This is a genomic window from Paenibacillus sp. FSL P2-0136, assembly GCF_037975325.1.
Classification (GTDB): Bacteria; Bacillota; Bacilli; order Paenibacillales; family Paenibacillaceae; genus Paenibacillus_AQ; species Paenibacillus_AQ silagei.
Genome location: NZ_CP150244.1, coordinates 1334556 through 1358383, shown reverse-complemented (window position 1 = coordinate 1358383; position 23828 = coordinate 1334556). Strand labels below are relative to the sequence as shown.

General features: G+C 44.6%; 2 protein-coding genes. Both read right to left on the bottom strand.

Features of this window, described 5'->3' with window-relative positions; translation table 11 throughout:
* Window positions 1–10239, bottom strand: coding sequence for an SDR family NAD(P)-dependent oxidoreductase (locus NYE26_RS05695; RefSeq protein WP_339254521.1), 10239 nt, complete (start codon window positions 10237–10239; stop codon window positions 1–3).
* 40 nt (window positions 10240–10279) lie between these two features.
* Window positions 10280–23809, bottom strand: a complete 13530-nt coding sequence (locus NYE26_RS05690) for an SDR family NAD(P)-dependent oxidoreductase (protein ID WP_339254519.1) — start codon at window positions 23807–23809, stop codon at window positions 10280–10282.
* Between the last annotated feature and the right edge of the window lie 19 nt (window positions 23810–23828).

Here is a 23828-nt window from a genome sequence, read left to right as displayed (position 1 = left end):
TTACATATAATTCATAATCTGCAACAACTCATCCTCCGTAATCTCCCCTTTATAGATCTGGTCGGTGAGAAAAAGACATACGCTTTCCAAATTTGGATTAGAACTCTCCTGAAGATCAAGTACTGGGAACGATGAATGTGAATCATCAGACTGCAGAAGTATTTGTTTGATCATTCCAATCGAGCCTTCTGCAACTAGCAACCGCGACACTCCTGTCTCCATTGCCCCGTAAAAAAGAGAAATACCTGCTTGGGTTGATATGGGATTCATACCCGCTTTTTGAGCCAGGATACGGACATCGGCTTCACTGGGCTTCATCCCTCCCTCCTCCCAGAGCGGCCAGCAAATGGATACCGTCCTCCCGCTACCTACGCCTGAAGTTACCGCCTCCCTGCGGTAGTCTGCATAGGCGTCCATAAAAGCATTAGCTGCCGCGTAATCCGCCTGCCCGGCGTTTCCTACAATTCCGGCCCATGAAGATAACAGCACAAAGAAATCCAGCGGCATACTCCTACTTGCCTTATCCAAATTAACTAGTCCTTTTACTTTTGGATTCAGCACTTCTCGGAATTCCTCCGAGGTTTTGTTCATCAACATTCGATCCCGTATGACTCCTGCACCGTGTATAATTCCATGCAGTTCCCCGTGTTCCCCCGCGATTCCTTTGATTAGTCGGTCCACCTGCTTTTTTTCGGTCATATCCGTTTGCCGGTATTCCACCTGAGCCCCTGTACGATTCAGCTCATCCATGAAGTCCTGCATATTCTTTTCCAGTGCGGATCTCCCTGTCAATACGATTCTCGCCCCTTGCACTTGGTGTACAATTTCACGTGCAAATATGCGTCCCAACTCACCGCCGCCGCCTGTGATTAAATAGACACCATTCTCTCTCCATGGGAGTGAAGCTGACTCTGGAAACCGCGGGGCTTCTGTCCAGTTTATAACTTTTCGTTTGCCTTCCGAATAACGAACATGCTCTGCTCTCATATGACTTTCGGCCTTCAATTTTTCTGAAATGCTTACCGGATCGTCCTCTCGCTCTAATTCCAAGAGTTGGACAGTCAGTCGAGAATCCTCCGCACGCGCACATCTTAACAGACCGAGAAGCCCTGCTAATAGCTGCCGCTCTCCCTCAGGCCATATCACCAGTTGAACAAGCACTTTCTGTTCCTCTGGGGAACGAAGAATCTCCTGCATTTCTTTCATAATCCGAAGGGCATGGGATTCGTATCGCTCCGCGATCCCTCCTCTTCGTCCCGAAAGAACGAGGCCGTGAATTCCATTGTTTTTCCGCTGAATTTCCTCAAGAGACACGTCTGAAGGTTCGCACATTATCAGCATATGGCGGGAGAAACTCTCATGTAGCTCCAAGGCCTTTGGTGCAGCTTCTTCCTTCCACACCGGATGATAGATCGCCTCTCCTACTGGCTCGGGTTCTTGCACCGGTACTGACCAGTCAGATTGGATTGATTCTATCACCCGAAGAAGTACACCTGTCATCGTCACACAAATGCGCCCATCCTCGTCTATCAAATCCATATCTAGTTGCCATTGTTTCTCAGTCATTGATCCATTCTTACTTGGATACACAAAGGCCCACATTGTTGAGGAGCAAGGTCTTGTCACATGAAGTTTTTCCATTGTAAATGGAAGCATCGGAGCGACTATCTTATCGCCAAAAGTCTTCGGAAAGAATCCGATTGCAGCCTGTAAGGCCGCATCCAAGATTGTTGGGTGAAGTATATACTGATTAACACCTTCGAACAACAACTCCGACAAAGATATTTTCGCTAGAACTTCCTTATCTCCAACGTATACTCTTTCGATTCCTTGCATTTGAGGGCCGTAGGTCATTCCAAGTGCATCTAGCATTTCATAACAAACCTCAGCTGACAAAACGGATTCACTACAGCGATTCTGCATTGCAGCAAGATCGATTAAGGGCATCTCAGAACGTTTATCCAACCACGCCGTACCTTCACAGTGAGTCCTCGAAACACCATCCTCTGTTTCAGTAAATAACTCACAATGAATTTCTCCATCAACTTTTGGCATAAGGCGTATATGAAGCGTTACTTCAGCCTCTCCAATAGATAATGGCCGAATCCATACAAAATCCTTAAACTGAATCGTCGAAATTTCATCATCACCAAGTTCCAAGGCGTGTACTAATGAATTCAAAACCATTTCAAGATAAGTTACGGCTGGCAGTACCTTATTCCCCTTAACCCTGTGGTCACACAGGAAAAATTCGGTGCCCATGAAGACTGAACTGTACCTTTGTTCAGTAAAAGTTGAAGTGTTCAAATGGACAAGCGGGTGGATTATTCCAACTATATTCTTCACATATTCTTCTTTATCAACAACCTTTCGTCCATCAGATGCCGACATCCAATAATGTTCTCGAGCAAAAGGATATGTAGGCAAGGAGATGCGCCGTGGTTTTATCCCCTCATATAGTCGGTTCCAGTCTACATTTAAACCTTGAACCCAAAGTTCTAGAAGGCGAACATATTTTTTTCGTCGCATCCAACGATGAATCGATTCATTCAGATCATCGTCGTCCGACAGCAAGCTTAGCATTTTGTTATTACGCTGCACCTGTCCCTGGTATAGATTAGGAATATCCTCCCTTCCCGCCATAAATGCGCTTAGTTTTTCTTTAAGCCCCTTGACGGAATCTGCCACAATGGCCAGTCTCTCTTCCATGGGCTCCCGCCCTACCTGTAACGTGAATGCAGCATCCGCCAATTGTTCTTCGCCAAGCACTCCTGTCTCTATGGCTTGAAGAAGTTGTCCAGCCTGCTCTTTGAGTCGGTCTTTATTTTTCGCCGACAACAAATATATTCCGGGATTATGCTGAGTGATGGAAGAAGTTACTACCTCCTCGTTACCGCCAATATATTCTTCCAGCACCAAGTGAGCATTCACACCCCCAAAGCCGAAAGAGCTGACTCCTGCTCGGCGAGGCAGCTCACGGCCGCTTGAGTCCCTCAACGCTTTCCATTCCCTATTTTCTTGGACGATATAGAAAGGACTACCTTGCAGTTCTATATAGGGATTGATATTCTCGCAGTGTAGACTTTTGACTAACGTTTTATGTCGCATCTGCAACAACACTTTGATGACTCCGGCTACTCCCGCTGCCAACTCAAGATGACCAATGTTACTTTTGACTGCTCCCAATCCACAACTTTCTTCCTCCACCTGTGAATCGCCAGTCTCTTCGTACAACTTCTGAAAAGCTGTCCGAAGCCCGTTAATCTCGACCGGATCTCCAAGCTTTGTGCCAGTACCATGAGTTTCAATGTAAGTGACGGTCCTCGGATCAACACCAGCTTTACGGTAAGCATCTATCAGCAAGTCGGCTTGCGCTTTAGAATTTGGTGCCGTCAAGGAATTAGAACGACCGCCATGGTTTACTGAGGTTCCTCGAATCACAGCATAAATATGGTCACCGTCTCGTTCTGCTGCGCTTAGTCGTTTGAGAAAGAGCATGCCCACTCCCTCGCCACGCACATACCCATTTGCCTCACCGGAGAATGTCTTACATCTTCCATCGGGACATAACATCCCTGCTTTGGCGAAGCTAACCGATATCAACGGATCGACAAGCGTGTTTACCCCTCCAGCGATCGCCATCTCACAACTCCCATCTTGAATTGCTGAGACCGCTCGATGAATAGCAACCAGAGAACTGGAGCAAGCTGTTTCGATAGGCTCACTGGGACCATGAATATTAAGAAAATAACTCATCCGATTAGGCCCAATTGATGGAACTGTTCCGGTAGAAGTATGTCCATCAAGAGTAACATCAGCCTGTTGAATCCGTTTAGAGTAACCTCCCTCTGCAGTGCCAACGAGAATTCCCATTCTGGTTCCAGAAAGGGTTTGTGCAGAATAACCCGCATCTTCAATTACTTTCCATACATAAGTCATAAGTAGACGTTGTTGAGGATCCATACATTCCGCTTCTTTGGGTGAGATCCCAAAAAAGAAAGGATCAAACTCATCAATTGTCTCCAGAAATCCCCCCCATTCTACGTTCGTCTTATGTTTATTGTTTCTTGGCTTATCTGCATAAGCCAACCATTCCTTGCGATTAGCCGGAACTTTTGAAATACAATCCCTTCCATTTATCAAATTATTCCAATAATCATCAGTGTCTTTCGCCATAGGGAATACACCACTTACTCCCACTATGGCAATAGGCTCGGCTGCCACCAAAGTCGAATTCATTTCCGATTTCTTTGGAGCTTCAAACCATATACTCTGCTGGTGAGTCACTTGATTATCCTTAACATCGTAGGTATCTTCTATAGGAGATGTATATGCATGTGCTTCTCCACTTCCATATTTATCAACCAATTTATTCCTGTATTCCTTTGCTAGATATTCGACCAGTCGTTGCAAGGTCGTATATTCGAAGAAATGAGCAGGCGTCAGCTTCAGGTCGAATTGATCATTCAGTAAATCTGCAAATTCAACGAGCATAATTGAATCAAAACCATAACCGCTGAGCTCAGTATAACCGTCCAAGAGCTCCGGCTTAAGCTTTAATAGAAGTGCGGCTGATTTCTTTATATCCTGCAGCAGCATATCGATATGGATACTCGGCTCACCCTCCTGAAGACTTGCTATAGAAGCACCTCTAACATCATTAGGGTCTGTTGCATAGGACCACAGAAGAGTTTGTTTGATCATTCCAATCGAGCCTTCTGCAACTAGCAACCGCGACACTCCTGTCTCCATTGCCCCGTAAAAAAGAGAAATACCTGCTTGGGTTGATATGGGATTCATACCCGTTTTTTGAGCCAGGATACGGACATCGGCTTCACTGGGCTTCATCCCTCCCTCCTCCCAGAGCGGCCAGCAAATGGATACCGTCCTCCCGCTACCTACGCCTGAAGTTACCGCCTCCCTGCGGTAGTCTGCATAGGCGTCCATAAAAGCATTAGCTGCCGCGTAATCCGCCTGCCCGGCGTTTCCTACAATTCCGGCCCATGAAGATAACAGCACAAAGAAATCCAGCGGCATACTCCTACTTGCCTTATCCAAATTAACTAGTCCTTTTACTTTTGGATTCAGCACTTCTCGGAATTCCTCCGAGGTTTTGTTCATCAACATTCGATCCCGTATGACTCCTGCACCGTGTATAATTCCATGCAGTTCCCCGTGTTCCCCCGCGATTCCTTTGATTAGTCGGTCCACCTGCTTTTTTTCGGTCATATCCGTTTGCCGGTATTCCACCTGAGCCCCTGTACGATTCAGCTCATCCATGAAGTCCTGCATATTCTTTTCCAGTGCGGATCTCCCTGTCAATACGATTCTCGCCCCTTGCACTTGGTGTACAATTTCACGTGCAAATATGCGTCCCAACTCACCGCCGCCGCCTGTGATTAAATAGACACCATTCTCTCTCCATGGGAGTGAAGCTGACTCTGGAAACCGCGGGGCTTCTGTCCAGTTTATAACTTTTCGTTTGCCTTCCGAATAACGAACATGCTCTGCTCTCATATGACTTTCGGCCTTCAATTTTTCTGAAATGCTTACCGGATCGTCCTCTCGCTCTAATTCCAAGAGTTGGACAGTCAGTCGAGAATCCTCCGCACGCGCACATCTTAACAGACCGAGAAGCCCTGCTAATAGCTGCCGCTCTCCCTCAGGCCATATCACCAGTTGAACAAGCACTTTCTGTTCCTCTGGGGAACGAAGAATCTCCTGCATTTCTTTCATAATCCGAAGGGCATGGGATTCGTATCGCTCCGCGATCCCTCCTCTTCGTCCCGAAAGAACGAGGCCGTGAATTCCATTGTTTTTCCGCTGAATTTCCTCAAGAGACACGTCTGAAGGTTCGCACATTATCAGCATATGGCGGGAGAAACTCTCATGTAGCTCCAAGGCCTTTGGTGCAGCTTCTTCCTTCCACACCGGATGATAGATCGCCTCTCCTACTGGCTCGGGTTCTTGCACCGGTACTGACCGGTCAGATTGGATTGATTCTATCACCCGAAGAAGTACACCTGTCATCGTCACACAAGTGTGCCCATGCTCGTCGTAAAGAGTAATATTAAATTCTTTCATCTTTTCATCCCGGTTCTCATGTTCCACACGGGAGACCAGCGCCCACATGGTATGGGAACAAGGAGATAATACTTCCAGTCTCTGTAACGCGAAAGGTACCATTGTTTTCAGTTCAGTTGATAAATTATGACCCAGCATAAGACCTAAAGTTGTCTGCAGCGCAGCATCCATGATTCCGGGATGTAGCATGTACTCTGAACCAATATCAAAAACTTTCTTTGGCAGAGTCAACTTACCCAGTGCTTCGTTCTCCCCTACAAAAATAACTTCGAGTCCCCGAAAAACAGGGCCATATCGCAAATCGGCATTCTCCAATTTTTCATAACCCTGACTCGAAGAAATTACAAACTTATCGCAACGTTCTTTAGCTGCGGCCAAATCCCATACTTGGGCTCGACGCGTATTAATGGAAACGAACGCTGTTCCTTGACAATGAACAAGAAGCTCACCGTCCGATGAATTACCATAAATTTCAAAATCGATATTGCCCTTTTCCTCCTGCATCAATCGGATATGTAGCTCCTCATTCCGATCATCAATCGAAAACGGACGTAACCACACCACATTTTTTAGACAAATGACAGATTCCATTTTGTGTTTTACTTCAAATATTAGTTCGATGGCTGCACGAATCATTTCCAAATACGCCACTCCCGGTAATACTCGCTGGCCCTTAACCACATGATCTCGCAAGAAAAATTCGTTGCCCGTGAATATCGAAGAGAACCGCTGCTCGCTCAAGGTCGATGTATTCCGATGCAGTAAAGGATGAAGCATCTCATTCGTTTCGAGATATGTCCTGCTCGAAACATCTCTTTTTCCTACCGCCTCTTGTACCCAATAACGCTCCTTGGCAAACGGATATACCGGTAGGGGCGCACGGAAATGTTTTTCGTTTCTGAATAGTTCATCAAAATCCAGCTCATATCCTGTCGTGAATAGTTTTGCTGCGACGACCAGGTTTTCCAAATATTCTTGTGTCTGGCACCCCTGATTACATTTCCGAAGGCATTGGTTACCTCGATTGATCAAGGCTTTCTCCTTCTGTACCGGTTGCGCATTGTCCTGAATTTCCCCAATATAAACGTTAGCTGCTTCCCCCTGGTCCAGCCAATCCTCCAATACCTGTTGCAAGTCCTCACGGTCACGGACTACACAAGCCATACGGTGATTCCAATGCTTCCTTCCCTTTAACAAAGTAAAGCTCATATTAGCGCAAGAAATCTTAGACTCTTGCTTAACGTAGGTAATCAATCGTTTGGCCTGCTCTCTCAATTGAACGGCTGTACGGGCGGACAATACGATCAAATATCCTGGCTTTTCTGCGGGGTCTGTCTCTCGTCGCGGAGCTTCCTCGATAACCAGGTGTGCGTTTGTCCCGCTAAATCCGAAAGAGCTCACCGCAGCAATCCGTTTGTTACCTTCCTCGATCTCCCAATCCTTCAGACGGGTATTTACATAAAAAGGGCTTCCTTTAAACGTAATGTTTGGATTCTCCACACGGTAGTGGAGAGATGGCGGAATCTGATTGTGTTTCAGGGAAAGTAAAATTTTCAGCACACCCGCAACGCCCGCTGCCGTTACTGTATGTCCGAGGTTCGTTTTGATAGAACCTATCGCACAGTATTCCGTTTCACCAGTATATTTTCGAAACGAACGAGTCAACGCCTCAAATTCGATTGGGTCCCCCAGCTTGGTGCCAGTTCCGTGCGCCTCCACCACTTGGATCTTGCCAGGATCAATGTGGAAATCCTCATAGACTTGGCACTCCAGACGCTCTTGGGAGTTAGAACTCGGTGCGGTAATACCGTTGGTTTTTCCGTCTTGGTTAATACCAGAGCCCCGAATAACTCCGTGAATGTGGTCACCGTCCGCTAAAGCGTCCTGTAGGCGCTTGAGGACAACGACACCGACGCCTTCTCCGAATACGAAACCATCGGCGCTTTCATCAAATGCGTGGCAATGGCCTTTTGGGGACAACATGCCTGCCTTCTCGGCACTCATGATAAATTCGGGTGTAGTTCGGATCGTTACACCACCCGCAAGTGCCATTTCTGTCTCTTTCGACCACAGGCTCTGGCATGCCAGATGTATGGCTACCAAAGAGCTGGAACATGCCGTATCAACCGTGACCGCCGGCCCTTGAAGGTTGAGATAGTACGCAATGCGTGCCGGAATAATGGAACTGGCTCGTCCCCACATAGATTGAGCGGGAGCATGATCTCCATATAAATGGTGGTAATCTCCCTCTTGGCAACCAACATAAACTCCACATCGCTTTTCGTCCATATTACTGCCGGCGTAACCCGCATCTTCAAGCGCCTTCCACGATTCCTCCAGAAAAACCCTCTGCTGAGGATCCATGTATGAGGCCTCTACTCCCGAAATACTGAAAAACATCGGATCGAAACAATCAACATCCTCCAAAAAGCTGCCATGATTGCAATAATTCTTTCGATCAACTCCCCCCTCGGTATAGCGCTTCGATAAATCCCAGCGGGTTATCTCCTCAACCAAATCATCCCCTGATACAAGGTGTTCCCAAAGATTTTGCAGATCCTGGGACTTCGCAAATCGCCCACTCATACCAATAATGGCGATTGGTCCTTTTTCAAAGACTCCATAGTTCAGAGAGTTTTCCTGTTTCCCTACAGGCTGTTTCTTGCTTAGTTCCTCACTCTCCCGTTTGATTTCATGTGTTGAGGTCTGGACCTTCTCTACATGTGTATTGTCTACGATTCTCTTATGACAAGTTTGCATAATATGATCTGCAAGTTGATTAACAGTACTGTAATTGAAGATGTCTGTGGTTCTAAGCTCAATGGATAAGAACCGATTTAGACTCTGCACAAGACGAACACCAGTAATAGAATCTAGACCATAATCAGAAAAAGCTTCATCCGGATCAACTAAGGAAGCATCCACTTTTAACAATTCGCAAAGCTTCTCAATAACTGTCTCTTTCACATAATTGGTCAAGTTACGGTACTCCACTTCCTGTGTTGTTGGCGCTGTAGGGATGGGATTAACTGCTATGGCCCTATCGGTGGCTTCAAAGATATCGAAAGACTGTTCGGTAAAGGAACGTGCTTCTTTTATCCAACCGTCGCTTTCCGTTACAATAATTTGCTGTCCGCCTTCGTTTGGTTCTGCTACGACAAAGAACACCGAGCGGAAGCCTTCTGCTGTCAAAACCGTTTCCCAATTTTCAAGAGAAAGACATGGGCACCCCGTTAATCGTAAATCAGTATCCTCGGCCAGCCACCACCCCTCTAGTAGGCCGAATGTTACGTGATTAAATATAGTATTTTCTGTGATCTCGTTAAGAATCAGTAATCCATTGGTTTTCAATGCAGCCTTAGCATGGCCTAAAGTACGGCGAATGTTTCGTGTGGCATGCAGGACGTTCGCTGCAATCACCAGATCATAGCTTCCTCTCTCGATTCCTTGGCCGTCATATGCCTCTTCTGCATTCAAGATTTGATAGCTTAGATACGGGTGCTGCCATCCAAATTCATCCTTCGCATGCATTAAAAATGCTTTCGACATATCGGTATAGGTGTATTCAACGATATTCTTCCGGTATGGGCCTAACCTTGCCAAAACGGAAGCCGTAGTCCCCCCCGTTCCAGCGCCCACTTCAAGGATCCGTATACCGGTATGCTTGTCCATTTGGATCCGTTCCCTCAGGTATGCCTCCACCGTATCAGCCAAGGTTTCATTGTAGAAGTCGGCAGTCGGATTTTGCTTATATATTCCTTCCACCAAATCTATTGATCCATCTGGGAATATCACCTCCGTTGCCTGCACTGCACCCGTTAATATATCCGGGATAGCGCGCAGTGTCATTTCCGCAAGGAGTGTCCGCGCCCGTGTGTCTGAATCCTCCATCCAGGAAACCTTGTGTTCCTCCCACTCTTTCCATATCACATTCAAATCAGGCACGTCCCAGTTCCCAAGCCAGTATGTCGTTCCATCAAATGTGAGATACTCTTTCTTTTCCAGAAAAGATAGGCTTTCGGTGAGCCACTTCCCATAAAAATGATCCTGACGTCCTAGCTGTACTCGCAGTTCTTCAACAGTTCCAGTAGACTTACCGAATAATCCGGCTGCATGCATCTGCCCCCAAAGGAGTTTGCACAGAAAATTCTCCATTTCGAACATTCTCCTCCCAAATCTTCCTATGATTCATTATTTACTCGGCAGGAAAAGCGACAAATTCTGCTGGGTAAACTATCTGGTCGCGAAATTCAGAAACAAACAATGCCACCATTTGTCTTATGCTGGGAAATCCATTTACATGATCAAGAGCACATCTATATACTACGCCGAATTGCCAACTAATCTTATTGCAGAGCTGTTCAAATAGGAATCGATCAAATCCATACTCATTTATTTTCGTATCGGGATCCAAATCACTCGGATGAACATTTAGACATGATGCTACAGCTTGAACAAAGTCTACTTCTATCCGCTTAAGCCACTCCTTCTCATAAGAATCATTCACGGGTGGAATAAGTATTGCGTGATGCTCTACTATCCCCTTTTTAAAGCTTCTTTTCGGAAGCATTTCGCGTATGTTCTGAATATGTGAATAAAGTGCACCTGTATTCATCACTGTCATTTCATCAGTCATTCCGTCCGACGCTTCCTGCACTTGATTCCGACTTTGGTTGACTAACACGTCATCCTTAAAAGGTGAGAACCCAGATGATTCCACAGAACACCAATACTGATTTCCGCCGAAGGGATACGTTGGAAGTGGTACCCTTCTTCTTCTTTCTTTATGCAGTCGCTCCCAATTCAACTCAAATCCTTTAGTCCAAAGTTCGGCTATTTTCTCGAGATTCTTTTTCTCAACCCATAACTCCACCAACTCCGACCAGGTTTCATCCCCGGAAACAAGATATATCAATTCTTTGTTTCTTTTGATATTTCCCTGATAAAGACTAATGCCGTCTTCTCTGTGTTCTACCCAATCAAGAAGAAGTCTCTCAAGGGTACTAACCGACTTCGCTACAATAGCTAAACGTTCATCCATAGCTTCCCGTCCAACTTGGTAGGTATATGCAACGTCTGATAGATTTTGATCTGTAACATCACCTATTCTGATAGCATGCTGCAATCTCCGTGCTTGTTGAACAAGTTGCTCATTGTTTCGCGCGGAGAGAACTAGGAGTACAGACTCTTGCGATTCCTTCAGATCATTTTCGATATTTCCCTTTTCCGAAGGAAATTCTTCAATGATTAAATGGGCATTCGCACCACCAGCGCCGAATGACGATATCCCTGCAATCCGGGGATATTCTTGTATTCTGCCACCCAGTTCCACCATAGGTCTCTTCCACTCTGATAATTCCTGCTGCACTATGAAAGGAGATGAGTCAAAATCAATATAGGGGTTTAGTCTTGAGGAATGCAGGGAAGGAACTAAAAGTTTATACTTCAGCTGCAATAATATTTTGGTAAGACCTGCTATGCCCGCTGCACCTTCACTATGCCCTATATTTGACTTAACAGAACCCAATGCACAAAATTGTTTATCCAAAGTGTCTTTCTCAAATGAACGAGACAATCCCCTGATTTCAATAGGATCTCCAAGTGCAGTTCCTGTACCATGTGCCTCAATGTAGCTTACCATTCGTGGATGAACACCAGCCCTATTAAGCGCATCGGAAATCACCTCACTCTGCGCTACAGGATTGGGAACCGTATATCCACTTGTTTTCCCACCAGCATTGATCGTGCTTCCTTTTATAACACCATAAATGTGGTCTCCATCCCGAATTGCTTTTTCTAACGGTTTAAGAACAACGGCACCGACACCTTCCCCATCCACGAAGCCGTTGGCATTCTCTCCAAAGGATTTGCAAGTGTTGCTCTCGGACAGCATCGTCAACTCGGATAGCCTGATTAAGTGCTGCGGACTCAAAATCAGGCTAACCCCACCAGCGACCGCACAATCACAGCCTCCATTCGACAAGCTTTCGACTGCCAAATGAATGGCGGTTAATGAGGAGGAGCAGGCGGTGTCAACAGCGATACTTGGCCCTTGAAAATCAAGTGAATAAGAAACTCTGTTGGCTATGGACCAATACCTGGATCCAGTCGGATAGTATCCGTTCATAATTCCCACGAATACTCCTACCTTTTTGTTATTACTGAGTGTAGAGGGAGTGTAACCTGCATCTTGTATGCTCTCATATGCCACTTCAAGAAATTGCCGCTCTTGGGGATCTATCTGCTCCGCCTCGGCAGGCGAAACTTGAAAGAAAAGAGCATCAAACCTGTTAATGTCTGAGATAAAACCTCCCCATTTGCTATATGAGCTGCCTTCCTTGCCTTTCTCCGGATCATAGTAATTTTTCCAATTCCAACGTTCAAATGGAATTTCCGTAATGACATTTCTGCCTTGCTTTAGAATATCCCAAAATTCTTCCATATTCTCTGCTTGCGGATACCGTCCGGCCAAGCCTATAATGGCAACTTGTTGGCTTTTATTGTTGCAAACAGCAGGATTTCCCGACATTCCACCTATCGCTCGACTGTTAAACCAACGAGATCGATGAGTGGCCTTTTTCGAAGGAAGAACAACAGAATGGAACGAATCCTGCTTGTTGGAGGCAATATGTCCGATCTCTGTTTCGATCTTTGAGAAAAACTCTAGAAGCACATCCTTCTTTGCCTGAACTAGATAACTCGCAAGCTGATCAATAGTTTGATATTCAAATAGAAGTGTCTTGCTTAACACACCAAAAGCTTTCTGAAGTTCGTTCGTTAATTGAATTATTAGAATAGAATCAATACCATAGTGCTCCCAGGATTTTAATGGATCCATCGAGTCTTCGGAAAGTTGCAAGGATTCCGCCATGAGACGAATCAAATACCTTCTGCACTTATCCAATATGTGTTTTGCGTTCTCAAAGTAAAAAGCATCTGATTTGGTATCGCAATTTACGAGTTTGGCGGCGTCAAGCTCATTTCCAGTTAGCGAGAACGATGCCCCAATATTAGTCTTAGTAACTCGGATACGCCCATCACTTCGAGCTACGATCACATGTTGTCCTTCACGACCCGGCCCACTATTTGGGAACCTGACTGATTGCCATCCCTTTTCCTCCAAAACCGATTTCCATGACAGAGAAGAAAGACATGGGCATCCCGGTAATCGTAAATCAGTATCCTCGGCCAGCCACCACCCCTCCAGTAGGCCGAATGTTACGTGATTAAATATGGTATTTTCTGTGATCTCGTTAAGAATCAGTAATCCATTGGTTTTCAATGCAGCCTTAGCATGGCCTAAAGTACGACGAATGTTTCGTGTGGCATGCAGGACGTTCGCTGCAATCACCAGATCATAGCTTCCTCTCTCGATTCCTTGGCCGTCATATGCCTCTTCTGCATTCAAGATTTGATAGCTTAGATACGGGTGCCGCGATCCAAATTCATCCTTCGCATGCATTAAAAATGCTTTCGACATATCGGTATAGGTGTATTCAACGATATTCTTCCGGTATAGGCCTAACCTTGCCAAAACGGAAGCCGTAGTCCCCCCCGTTCCAGCGCCCACTTCAAGGATCCGTATACCGGTATGCTTGTCCATTTGGATCCGTTCCCTCAGGTATGCCTCCACCGTATCAGCCAAGGTTTCATTGTAGAAGTCAGCAGTCGGATTTTGCTTATATATACCTTCCACCAAATCTATTGATCCATCCGGGAATATCACCTCCGTTGCCTGCACTGCACCCGCTAATATATCCGGGATAGCGCGCAGTGTCATTTCCGCAAGGAGTGTCCGCGCCCTTGTGTCTGAATCCTCCATCCAGGAAACCTTGTGTTCCTCCCACTCTTTCCATATCATATTCAGATCAGGCACGTCCCGGTTCCCAAGCCAGTATGTCGTTCCATCGAATGTGAGATACTCTTTCTTTTCCAGAAAAGATAGGCTTTCGGTGAGCCACTTCCCATAAAAATGATCCTGACGTCCTAGCTGTACTCGCAGTTCTTCAACAGTTCCACTAGACTTACCGAATAATCCGGCTGCATGCATCTGCCCCCAAAGGAGTTTGCACAGAATATCCTCCATTATTAGTGAAGCAAGGAATGGTACATGTTCTCTCTCATCCGGAGTTGAAGCACTAACCTCTAACAAGCAAGAAGGGGCCTCAGCATTTTGAATCAAACTTTCGTGCACTTCCAACTCATCCAGTATTCTCTGCTTAGTTATTTTGATAAAAGCGGTTTGTTGGAACGTTCCTGTTAATAGCTCGTTCAAGGCCTTCATACCTTCCTCAGGCTCGATTGATCCGAACCCGGCCTGAGTCATGCGCTTACGATAATCTTTAGAGGAGACAATGCCCACACTGCCCCAGAAACCCCAATTAATCACCTTCACCGGGCAAGACCATAATTGACCCAACCATTGAGCAAACGCATCTTTAAACGTGCATCCTGAAACATAGTTGCTTTGACCAGGGTTATATAAAAACGAATTAATTGAAGAAAAGAACAGAACAAAATCAAGGGGCTCGTTGCCAAAAACCTGCGCAAGCCGTACACTCGTATCTACTTTCGCCGCTAGAGAGGATTGAAATCTCTCCTCGTCCATAAGCGCCAAGCTCTGATCAAGCATCACAATCGCTGAATGGACAACTCCGTGAACCCTGCCAAAGTTACGACGAATTTCAGCATATGCCTGACGCAATTCTTCTGCGTCAGTTGCATCGGCTTTTAAATATAGAGGCTTTGGCCCCAACTTTCCCAGTCGCTCTTGTTTATTGCGAATCTCTTCACTTTCTTCACGACGTCCTATCCAAATTACTTGTGCACCATATTTTCGGATAACCGATTCCGACCATGCCTCTCCTATGCCACCTGCGCCGCCAATCACCACATAAACGCCGGCATCCCGGTATACATGACGATCCTGCACTCCAGCTATTGTAGATGACACTGAAACCAGATGTCGGCGGTGCCATTCTCCCCTACGGATTCCCCATAAGCCTGTCTCCTTTTTCATTAAATTGTCCATTTCTTCAGCAGGCCACGACTCACCATATTCCAAATCCAGGATCCATACTTTCCAGTCCGGATATTCCTTAGCCATTGAACCGGCAAATCCATGCATTGAAGCATGAGTAGGATGAATGGCATCCTCCGGTTGAATTTGCTGGGATTGTGTCGTGATCACAACCCATTCTAATTCCTTCGACTCATATCCCAGTTGAAGCAGAGCTTTCACGGTGCGAAATAGCTGAACAACGCCGACACCTTGATCCTCGATTATATTTTCAAACCTTCCGGTATGCAGGCCCTCAGTTGGTGCCACCCACATCAAACGGGAAATTGACTTTTCCCCTTCCAGCCGTCCAACTATCTCATTAACTGTTGCATGCTGTCCTAACTCTAATATCTCTATATATGGTTCGTTTCGACGAACTTCCTCCTGCTGTTCAGGAGTCCCGCCGATCATAACTTTACGGACAGTTTGTACAGTATTTATGGGTTGTTTTTCAAAAGTTACGGCATCCCACACCGGAACTAATGTATAAGCTTGGCCTGTATCATTATTCTCATCAGCAGAGATCTCCTCTAGTTTGTAGCCACTTTCTTCACTCTGACGGAGAACCAGTCCTTTTATTCGAAGACAAACGCGTCCCTCACCATTACATAGTTCCAAATCATATTTCCGTGTTTTCACAGTCGTGTTGTCAAACATGTTGCTAGCTGTCATGAATACCCACATCGATGATTCGCAAGGTCCCAACCACTCCAATTCCTCAAGAACAAAAGGTAACATTGGCGAAGAGCCTTCACTATTTCCCGTAAATCCGGTGGACGCCTGCAGAGCACTGTCCAACAGGCTTGGATGAAGACGAAATCCAGATTCGCTTGCAAGGCCAGCCTTTGAAAAAACTAATTTTGCAAGCACGTCTTCACGACCTACAAATAGCTTTTGGACACCCTGAAATGTTTTTCCGTAAGAGAGGCCAGAATATTCGAAATTCCGATAAATCTGTTCCGAGGACATATCCCGTATAGAACATCGGGATCGAGCCTCTGCCAAGTCCCGTAACTGCCAACTATTCGAAGTAGGTACAATTCGAGCCGCACCTTGACAATGCACAAGCGGTGCACCACCAGGAGCTTCACTGTATATATCAAATCCGATCTTATCTGTCTCCACATTAAACAAGCGAATATGCAGTGGTATTTCATGACCTTCGAATACATAGGGTTGAAGCCATACAACATCATATAGCCGCACATCGGTAGCAGATTCTTCGTCAAGCTCGGTCGAAAGTTCGATGGCTGCACGAGCCATTTCCAAATACGCCACTCCCGGTAATACTCGCTGGCCCTTAACCACGTGATCTCGCAAGAAAAATTCGTTGCCCGTGAATAACGAAGAGAACCGCTGCTCGCTCAAGGTCGATGTATTCCGATGCAGTAAAGGATGAAGCATCTCATTCGTTTCGAGATATGTCCTGCTCGAAACATCTCTTTTTCCTACCGCCTCTTGTACCCAATAACGCTCCTTGGCAAACGGATATACCGGTAGGGGAACACGGAAATATTTTTCGTTTCTGAATAGTTCATCAAAATCCAGCTCATATCCTGTCGTGAATAGTTTTGCTGCGACGACCAGGTTTTCCAAATATTCTTGTGTCTGGCACCCCTGATTACATTTCCGAAGGCATTGGTTACCTCGATTGATCAAGGCTTCCTCCTTCTGTACCGGTTGCGCATTGTCCTGAATTTCCCCAATATAAACGTTAGCTGCTTCCCCCTGGTCCAGCCAATCCTCCAATACCTGTTGCAAGTCCTCACGGTCACGGACTACACAAGCCATACGGTGATTCCAATGCTTCCTTCCCTTTAACAAAGTAAAGCTCATATTAGCGCAAGAAATCTTAGACTCTTGCTTAACGTAGGTAATCAATCGTTTGGCCTGCTCTCTCAATTGAACGGCTGTACGGGCGGACAATACGATCAAATATCCTGGCTTTTCTGCGGGGGCTGTCTCTCGTCGCGGAGCTTCCTCGATAACCAGGTGTGCGTTTGTCCCGCTAAATCCGAAAGAGCTCACCGCAGCAATCCGTTTGTTACCTTCCTCGATCTCCCAATCCTTCAGACGGGTATTTACATAAAAAGGGCTTCCTTTAAACGTAATGTTTGGATTCTCCACACGGTAGTGGAGAGATGGCGGAATCTGATTGTGTTTCAGGGAAAGTAAAATTTTCAGCACACCCGCAACGCCCGCTGCCGTTACTGTATGTCCGAGGTTCGTTTTGATAGAACCTATCGCACAGTATTCCGTTTCACCAGTATATTTTCGAAACGAACGAGTCAACGCCTCAAATTCGATTGGGTCCCCCAGCTTGGTGCCAGTTCCGTGCGCCTCCACCACTTGGATCTTGCCAGGATCAATGTGGAAATCCTCATAGACTTGGCACTCCAGACGCTCTTGGGAGTTAGAACTCGGTGCGGTAATACCGTTGGTTTTTCCGTCTTGGTTAATACCAGAGCCCCGAATAACTCCGTGAATGTGGTCACCGTCCGCTAAAGCGTCCTGTAGGCGCTTGAGGACAACGACACCGACGCCTTCTCCGAATACGAAACCATCGGCGCTTTCATCAAATGCGTGGCAATGGCCTTTTGGGGACAACATGCCTGCCTTCTCGGCACTCATGATAAATTCGGGTGTAGTTCGGATCGTTACACCACCCGCAAGTGCCATTTCTGTCTCTTTCGACCACAGGCTCTGGCATGCCAGATGTATGGCTACCAAAGAGCTGGAACATGCCGTATCAACCGTGACCGCCGGCCCTTGAAGGTTGAGATAGTACGCAATGCGTGCCGGAATAATGGAACTGGCTCGTCCCCACATAGATTGAGCGGGAGCATGATCTCCATATAAATGGTGGTAATCTCCCTCTTGGCAACCAACATAAACTCCACATCGCTTTTCGTCCATATTACTGCCGGCGTAACCCGCATCTTCAAGCGCCTTCCACGATTCCTCCAGAAAAACCCTCTGCTGAGGATCCATGTATGAGGCCTCTACTCCCGAAATACTGAAAAACATCGGATCGAAACAATCAACATCCTCCAAAAAGCTGCCATGATTGCAATAATTCTTTCGATCAACTCCCCCCTCGGTATAGCGCTTCGATAAATCCCAGCGGGTTATCTCCTCAACCAAATCATCCCCTGATACAAGGTGTTCCCAAAGATTTTGCAGATCCTGGGACTTCGCAAATCGCCCACTCATACCAATAATGGCGATTGATTCTTTCCCTGAATCGACATTCTTAGACTCTGAACTACGTATACGGAACTTGGATTTTTCATCCTTTTCTTCGATTTTCAATAATTCAGGTAAAAAGGAATTAGAATCCGCCAATGGCTGAAGGGTTTCTGAGAATTTCTTTATAATATAAGCCGAAAGCTTATTCACTGAACTATAGTCGAACAAATCGGTTGTTCGCAGCTGGACCGAGAGTGTCTGATTGATCACTTTAACCAAATGAATACCCGTAATAGAATCTACTCCGTAGTCCATAAATGATTCCTCAGAATCAATTGAATCAACATCTACACTTAAAGATTCGGCTAATTTGAGAGTCACACTACGTTGTACAGCCTGCAAGAGTGATTTCTGCGCAATCCTTAATTTCTGGGATTCCACAACTGGTTCATTATTCAACGAAGACTCAATCGACTTATCCGATCCTCTTCGACGAAATACCAATTCTTTCAACCTGACAGCAAGATTTCCGTTATCATTGATTAAGCTGATATCAAATAACGGTGTTTCACCTTTGTCTCCTCCCTTTTTACCACTATGTCTTACCCAAGCCCACATATGAGAAGTACAGGGCTCGTAAACTTCCATTTCACGAAGAGAATAAGGAAGCATCGGATTGTTAATTACCGTTCCATCTTTCTCTATATTAAAAATCAAAACTGCCTGCAATGCCGAATCTATAAGTCCCGGCACAAGCCTAAACTCTCCTTCTATACCATTCTGCTTAGAAAGAGATATCTCAGCTAAAACCTCTTCATCCCCCACATAAATGGAATGAATTCCGCGAAAGCGATCACCATAAGAAAGGCCATTGTCTTTCAACCATTCATAACATTTTTCTGCAGATAAGACTTTTTTAGAACAACGGGATTGAAGATCTGCTAGTTCCGGAACTATAGGCGACACGTTTCCTACATTTTTAACTATTCCCTCACAATATATGATCGGGCCATGCTCCGGGCAATTGCCGAATATTTCAAAACTCATGTTGGAATCCTCAGTGGGCAGCAGCTTTATTCGAACATCATACTGGTTATTTTCTGGAGAATAAGTACGAATCCAGTTTACTTCGCTCAAGCAGGAATAATTAGATTCTTTACCTGTACCTTCCATGGAAATTTCAGTCGCCGCCAGGGCCATTTCCAAGTATGTCACTCCAGGTAAAACTTTCTGCCCGTCTACCATATGATCTACCAGAAAGAATTCTTCACCTTTGAAGGATGAACGAAAAAGTTGCTCATGCATATTTGAAATATTTTGATGAATCAATGGGTGCAGATGCATTCCAGATAGATCATGGCCCTTTTTCTTTATCTTGCGATTAGTAGGCAGCCAAAACAACTCCGACGCGAATGGATAGTATGGAAGTTTTACATGACGCCAGAGAACATTTTGAAACAAAGGCCTCCCATCAAACTCGCACCCTTTGACATATAAATTAGATAACTCCACCATGGTCTCCCTATACTTTCCCGTCGAAAGCATTGGATTAGAGAATCCGAGATCGTATACTATCTGAGCTGCTAATCGCTCAAAACTTTCGTCATTACCCCCTTCGGCAATGGTTCCACATATATATTGTTTGGTTTTTCCGTCATTTAGAACTTCTGCCAGTTTTGTTTTCAGCTCCACAGCATCTTTCACAACAAATGCGGCCCTCTCTTTGAAGTGAGCCCGGCCAAGCAACAATGCTGCACTTATACTCTGTATAGGGTAATGATATCCTTCCTGTTCAATCCAATTATCTAATTGTAAGAATCTACGATTAAGTGCTTCTTTGGTTTTGCCAGACAAGACAATCAAATAACACGGCTTCTCAGCAGGTGAAGATTCTCTATTTGGTGAGTAGTAGTCTTCCAGAACCACATGAGCGTTAGCACCACCCGATCCAAAATTGCTTACACCAGCATAAAGATGCTTCAGCCCTTCTTTTCGCTCCCATGGCATATTTTCACGCATTATATAGAAGGGACTGTCTTCTAATTCCAGCGAAGTACTCACTTCTTTACAATTTATAGATGACGGGATCATCTGGTTCTGCATGCTTAAAACCACTTTTAGCAAACCAACAATGCCTGAAGCGGCCTCTAAATGGCCGATGTTCGATTTAATCGAACCGATCCCACAGGAATTTTCTACGCACAAATTACCAGGAAAATGGTTAAATGCATTTTTCAACCCGTCCAACTCAATCGGATCGCCTAAAGGGGTTCCCGTCCCATGCGCTTCTATATAACTAACCATTTGCGGCAAAATATTGGCTGAACGTAAAGCATTCGCTACTAAGGAAGCTTGGATATCTGGATTTGGAACCGTTAATCCACCTGCTTGCCCACCATGGTTTGTAGCAGTTCCTTTAATGACTGCCATGATCGCATCTTTATCCTCGACTGCTTTTTTCAACGGTTTAATTAGGAGGACTACGCCTCCCTCCCCTCTAACATATCCGTCGGCATCATTAGCAAATGCTTTGCACTTACCATCTTTAGATAGCATTCCTGCCTTGTAATATGAAACACTGTTTGAAGGGTGACACATCAAATGGATACCACCTACTAAGGCTTGCTCGCACTCTCCGCATTCAATCGCCTTGACTGCCTCATGAACGGCAATCAACGAACTTGAACAAGCTGTGTCAATAAGTAGACTAGGTCCATGGAAATTGAAAAAGTAAGAAATTCGGTTTGGCAGAATTGACATTGCAGTACCCTGAGCGTAACTTTCGTCTACTTCCTGTAACCCCTCCGTAAGTCGCTGATAATCGGAACCACTTGCACCAATAAAGACGCCTGTATTGCTTCCCCATAAATCTTTGGCGTTGTAACCCGAATCTTCGATACACTCCCAACCAAGCTCTAGAAGCATTCGCTGTTGAGGATCCATCCACTCTGCAGTATGCTTGGGGATCCTAAAAAAGAATGGATCAAATTCATACAAACGATCTAAAAATCCCCCGTAATCAATGCCAAGGTGTTCTGATGCCGGATCAATGGAGGAAGGCCACTCCCAACGTTCGGAAGGCAATTGGCTAATCTTATCTTCACCACGAACTAAAAGACTCCACAACTCAGTAATTGTCCGTATACCGCCAGGCAATCGACATGATGCTCCTACAATTGCTATTCCTCTATAATCAGAATCTTCATTTTCATCAGCTTGAACATCTTCTACTTCCTTCTCTTCTATTTGAGGACCTTGATTCGTATGTTGTAGTAAAAAAGATATAATCTTTGCAGGAGTATTGTACTTAAAAAAGAAGGAAGCTCCCAAAGATATATCGTAAAGTTGACTCAGCTGTTCCTTGAGATCAAATATATCCGAGGAATCCATTCCTGCTTCCATTAGGGGAGTATTAACATCGAATGAATTGTCTGTCTCTTCCTTGCCTAGAATGCTATTGATAAGTGATAAGACAGTAGTATTAATTTTGTTGTCATGCGTTCGAGTATTTCCATCTTTTTGTTCAAAATCTATATATTCATCCAATTCATAAATAATATCCCAGTTGAAATTATGACCATTCCGCTTATTAATATCGTACTCTACTAGAACCCCGTTACCTTCATTAATGTTGTCTTTGGGACGATATCCAGGTACAAGCCCCTTGATTTGAGCACCGTGTAATTCGTGAAATCTTAAAATTGGATCAATAAGCCACCCTGTATCAGTCCTCATTTTTATATATTCAGCCTTAGATACGTTAGGATATCTTCCATAATCTCTACAGCGAGTTACTGCAACCACAGATTTAATCCCTTCTATTACTTCACTACGTTGGAGCATAAATTCTAGCATATGATCGCCCAAGCCTTGATCTTGCACATCGGGCATAATATTAATTGCTAAAAACTGTATATTTGTACCTTTATCTGAATGAAGAGATTCCACAGTTTTTGAGGTTGCCTTATGTACGATGTCCACATGTTCAATTTTTTGACTGTACATTGCCCCCTTTACAACTCCATCTATTTCCAAAACGACCTGACCTTCAGGATATTTATTTATTCTCCTTGCTATGGTTTGGCCTGAAGCCGCTAGGTCGGCATCCCAACAAAGTTTTTCCAGTTCCAATAACTTGGGAAGGTCCGATTGTCTGGCTATACGAATGCTATAATTTTTCCGCATGAAATGATTCAATGTAATCTGTGTAAATGATGTTTCTGGGGGAAATTTAGAAAAAGTCTCTGGATGTGGAAATAATCCAACTTGAGCATTTGTTAATAAAAAAGAATCTGCCCCTTCTAGATACCCTTGTGCAAATCTGCGTGAGAAATCAAAATACAAACAGTCACTCTGCTGTAAGTACTGAGCTATTGTACTCGGCTCTAATCCATGTATCTCAATCGTAATCAGTCCGAACCGGTTTATGATTAAATCTTCATTCTTCAACTGGTCAGTCCGAGTGACAGATTCTCTTACGTACAGTATATCTTCTGGGTCTGTCAATCCGTGAGCGGACAAATACTTCATCAATTTCTCGGGATTCCCTGCGTTCTCTACATCTATCCTGAGAATCTGAAGTGGATAAAGCGTCTGCACTCTACCTCTGGCAGTCTTAGACAAAATGATTTCTTGAATGATTCGCATCATTGTATCATCTTTACTCCCTATAATCGCTATGTATTTAGGTTGAGTATCAAAAGGGAGATCACTGAATATAGAAACGAATATGGTTTCGAGATCCGACTCTAACTTGTTTCTTGCAAAGGCTAAAGATGTGAAATCGGTGGAGACTGATACGGAACCACTATTTCCAAATATAAGTTCTTCTATTTCAAACATCCACGATTCAAAAACAGGACCTGTATCGCTGATATATTCAAATACCTTTCTTCCCAGATCAGTGAGTCCCCCCCTTTTTTTCTCTGCCAATAACCAACCCTTATTAATTAATAATTCAGTAACTTCTTTCCTAGCCTTAAGGGAGAGCTCTGAAAGAAAAGATTTTCCAGAAATATCCTCTATACTATTTCTTTTTTTTAAATTTTGTAGAAGGGGAACAATTAAACATCCATCGAGATACACTTGCAGTTGTGAATTTTGAATCCCCCATTTTTTTTTTGAATACTCTATCCAACGATTTATTGACTGAGTACTATTCGAATTGTTCAAATACTCTGTCATAGGAAAGTTCAACAATTCAGTAAAGTCGTCCATATTAAAAATAGAATGATCCACATCATCGCTCAGCAAATATTTATCCGTATTAGGTATCCGATGAATCCATCTCAAAGATTCCAAAACAGATAAAGCTATCCTTAAATACACTTCATTAGACTTTGTTTTTTTTACCAATTGTTTAAGAGTAATCGTTTTTTCTTGTGATAATACATCAAATACTCCATGCTTTCTAAAAGCGAGAATAACAGGTATAACAATTAAACCATTGTAATAATTTTTCATAAAAGGTAGCATTGTTTCACCCACTCCAATT

Coding starts and splice junctions, on each gene's coding strand:
- NYE26_RS05695 (WP_339254521.1), bottom strand. CDS start 10,239: ATGGAGAATTTTCTGTGCAAACTCCTTTGGGGGCAGATGCATGCAGCC.
- NYE26_RS05690 (WP_339254519.1), bottom strand. CDS start 23,809: ATGCTACCTTTTATGAAAAATTATTACAATGGTTTAATTGTTATACCT.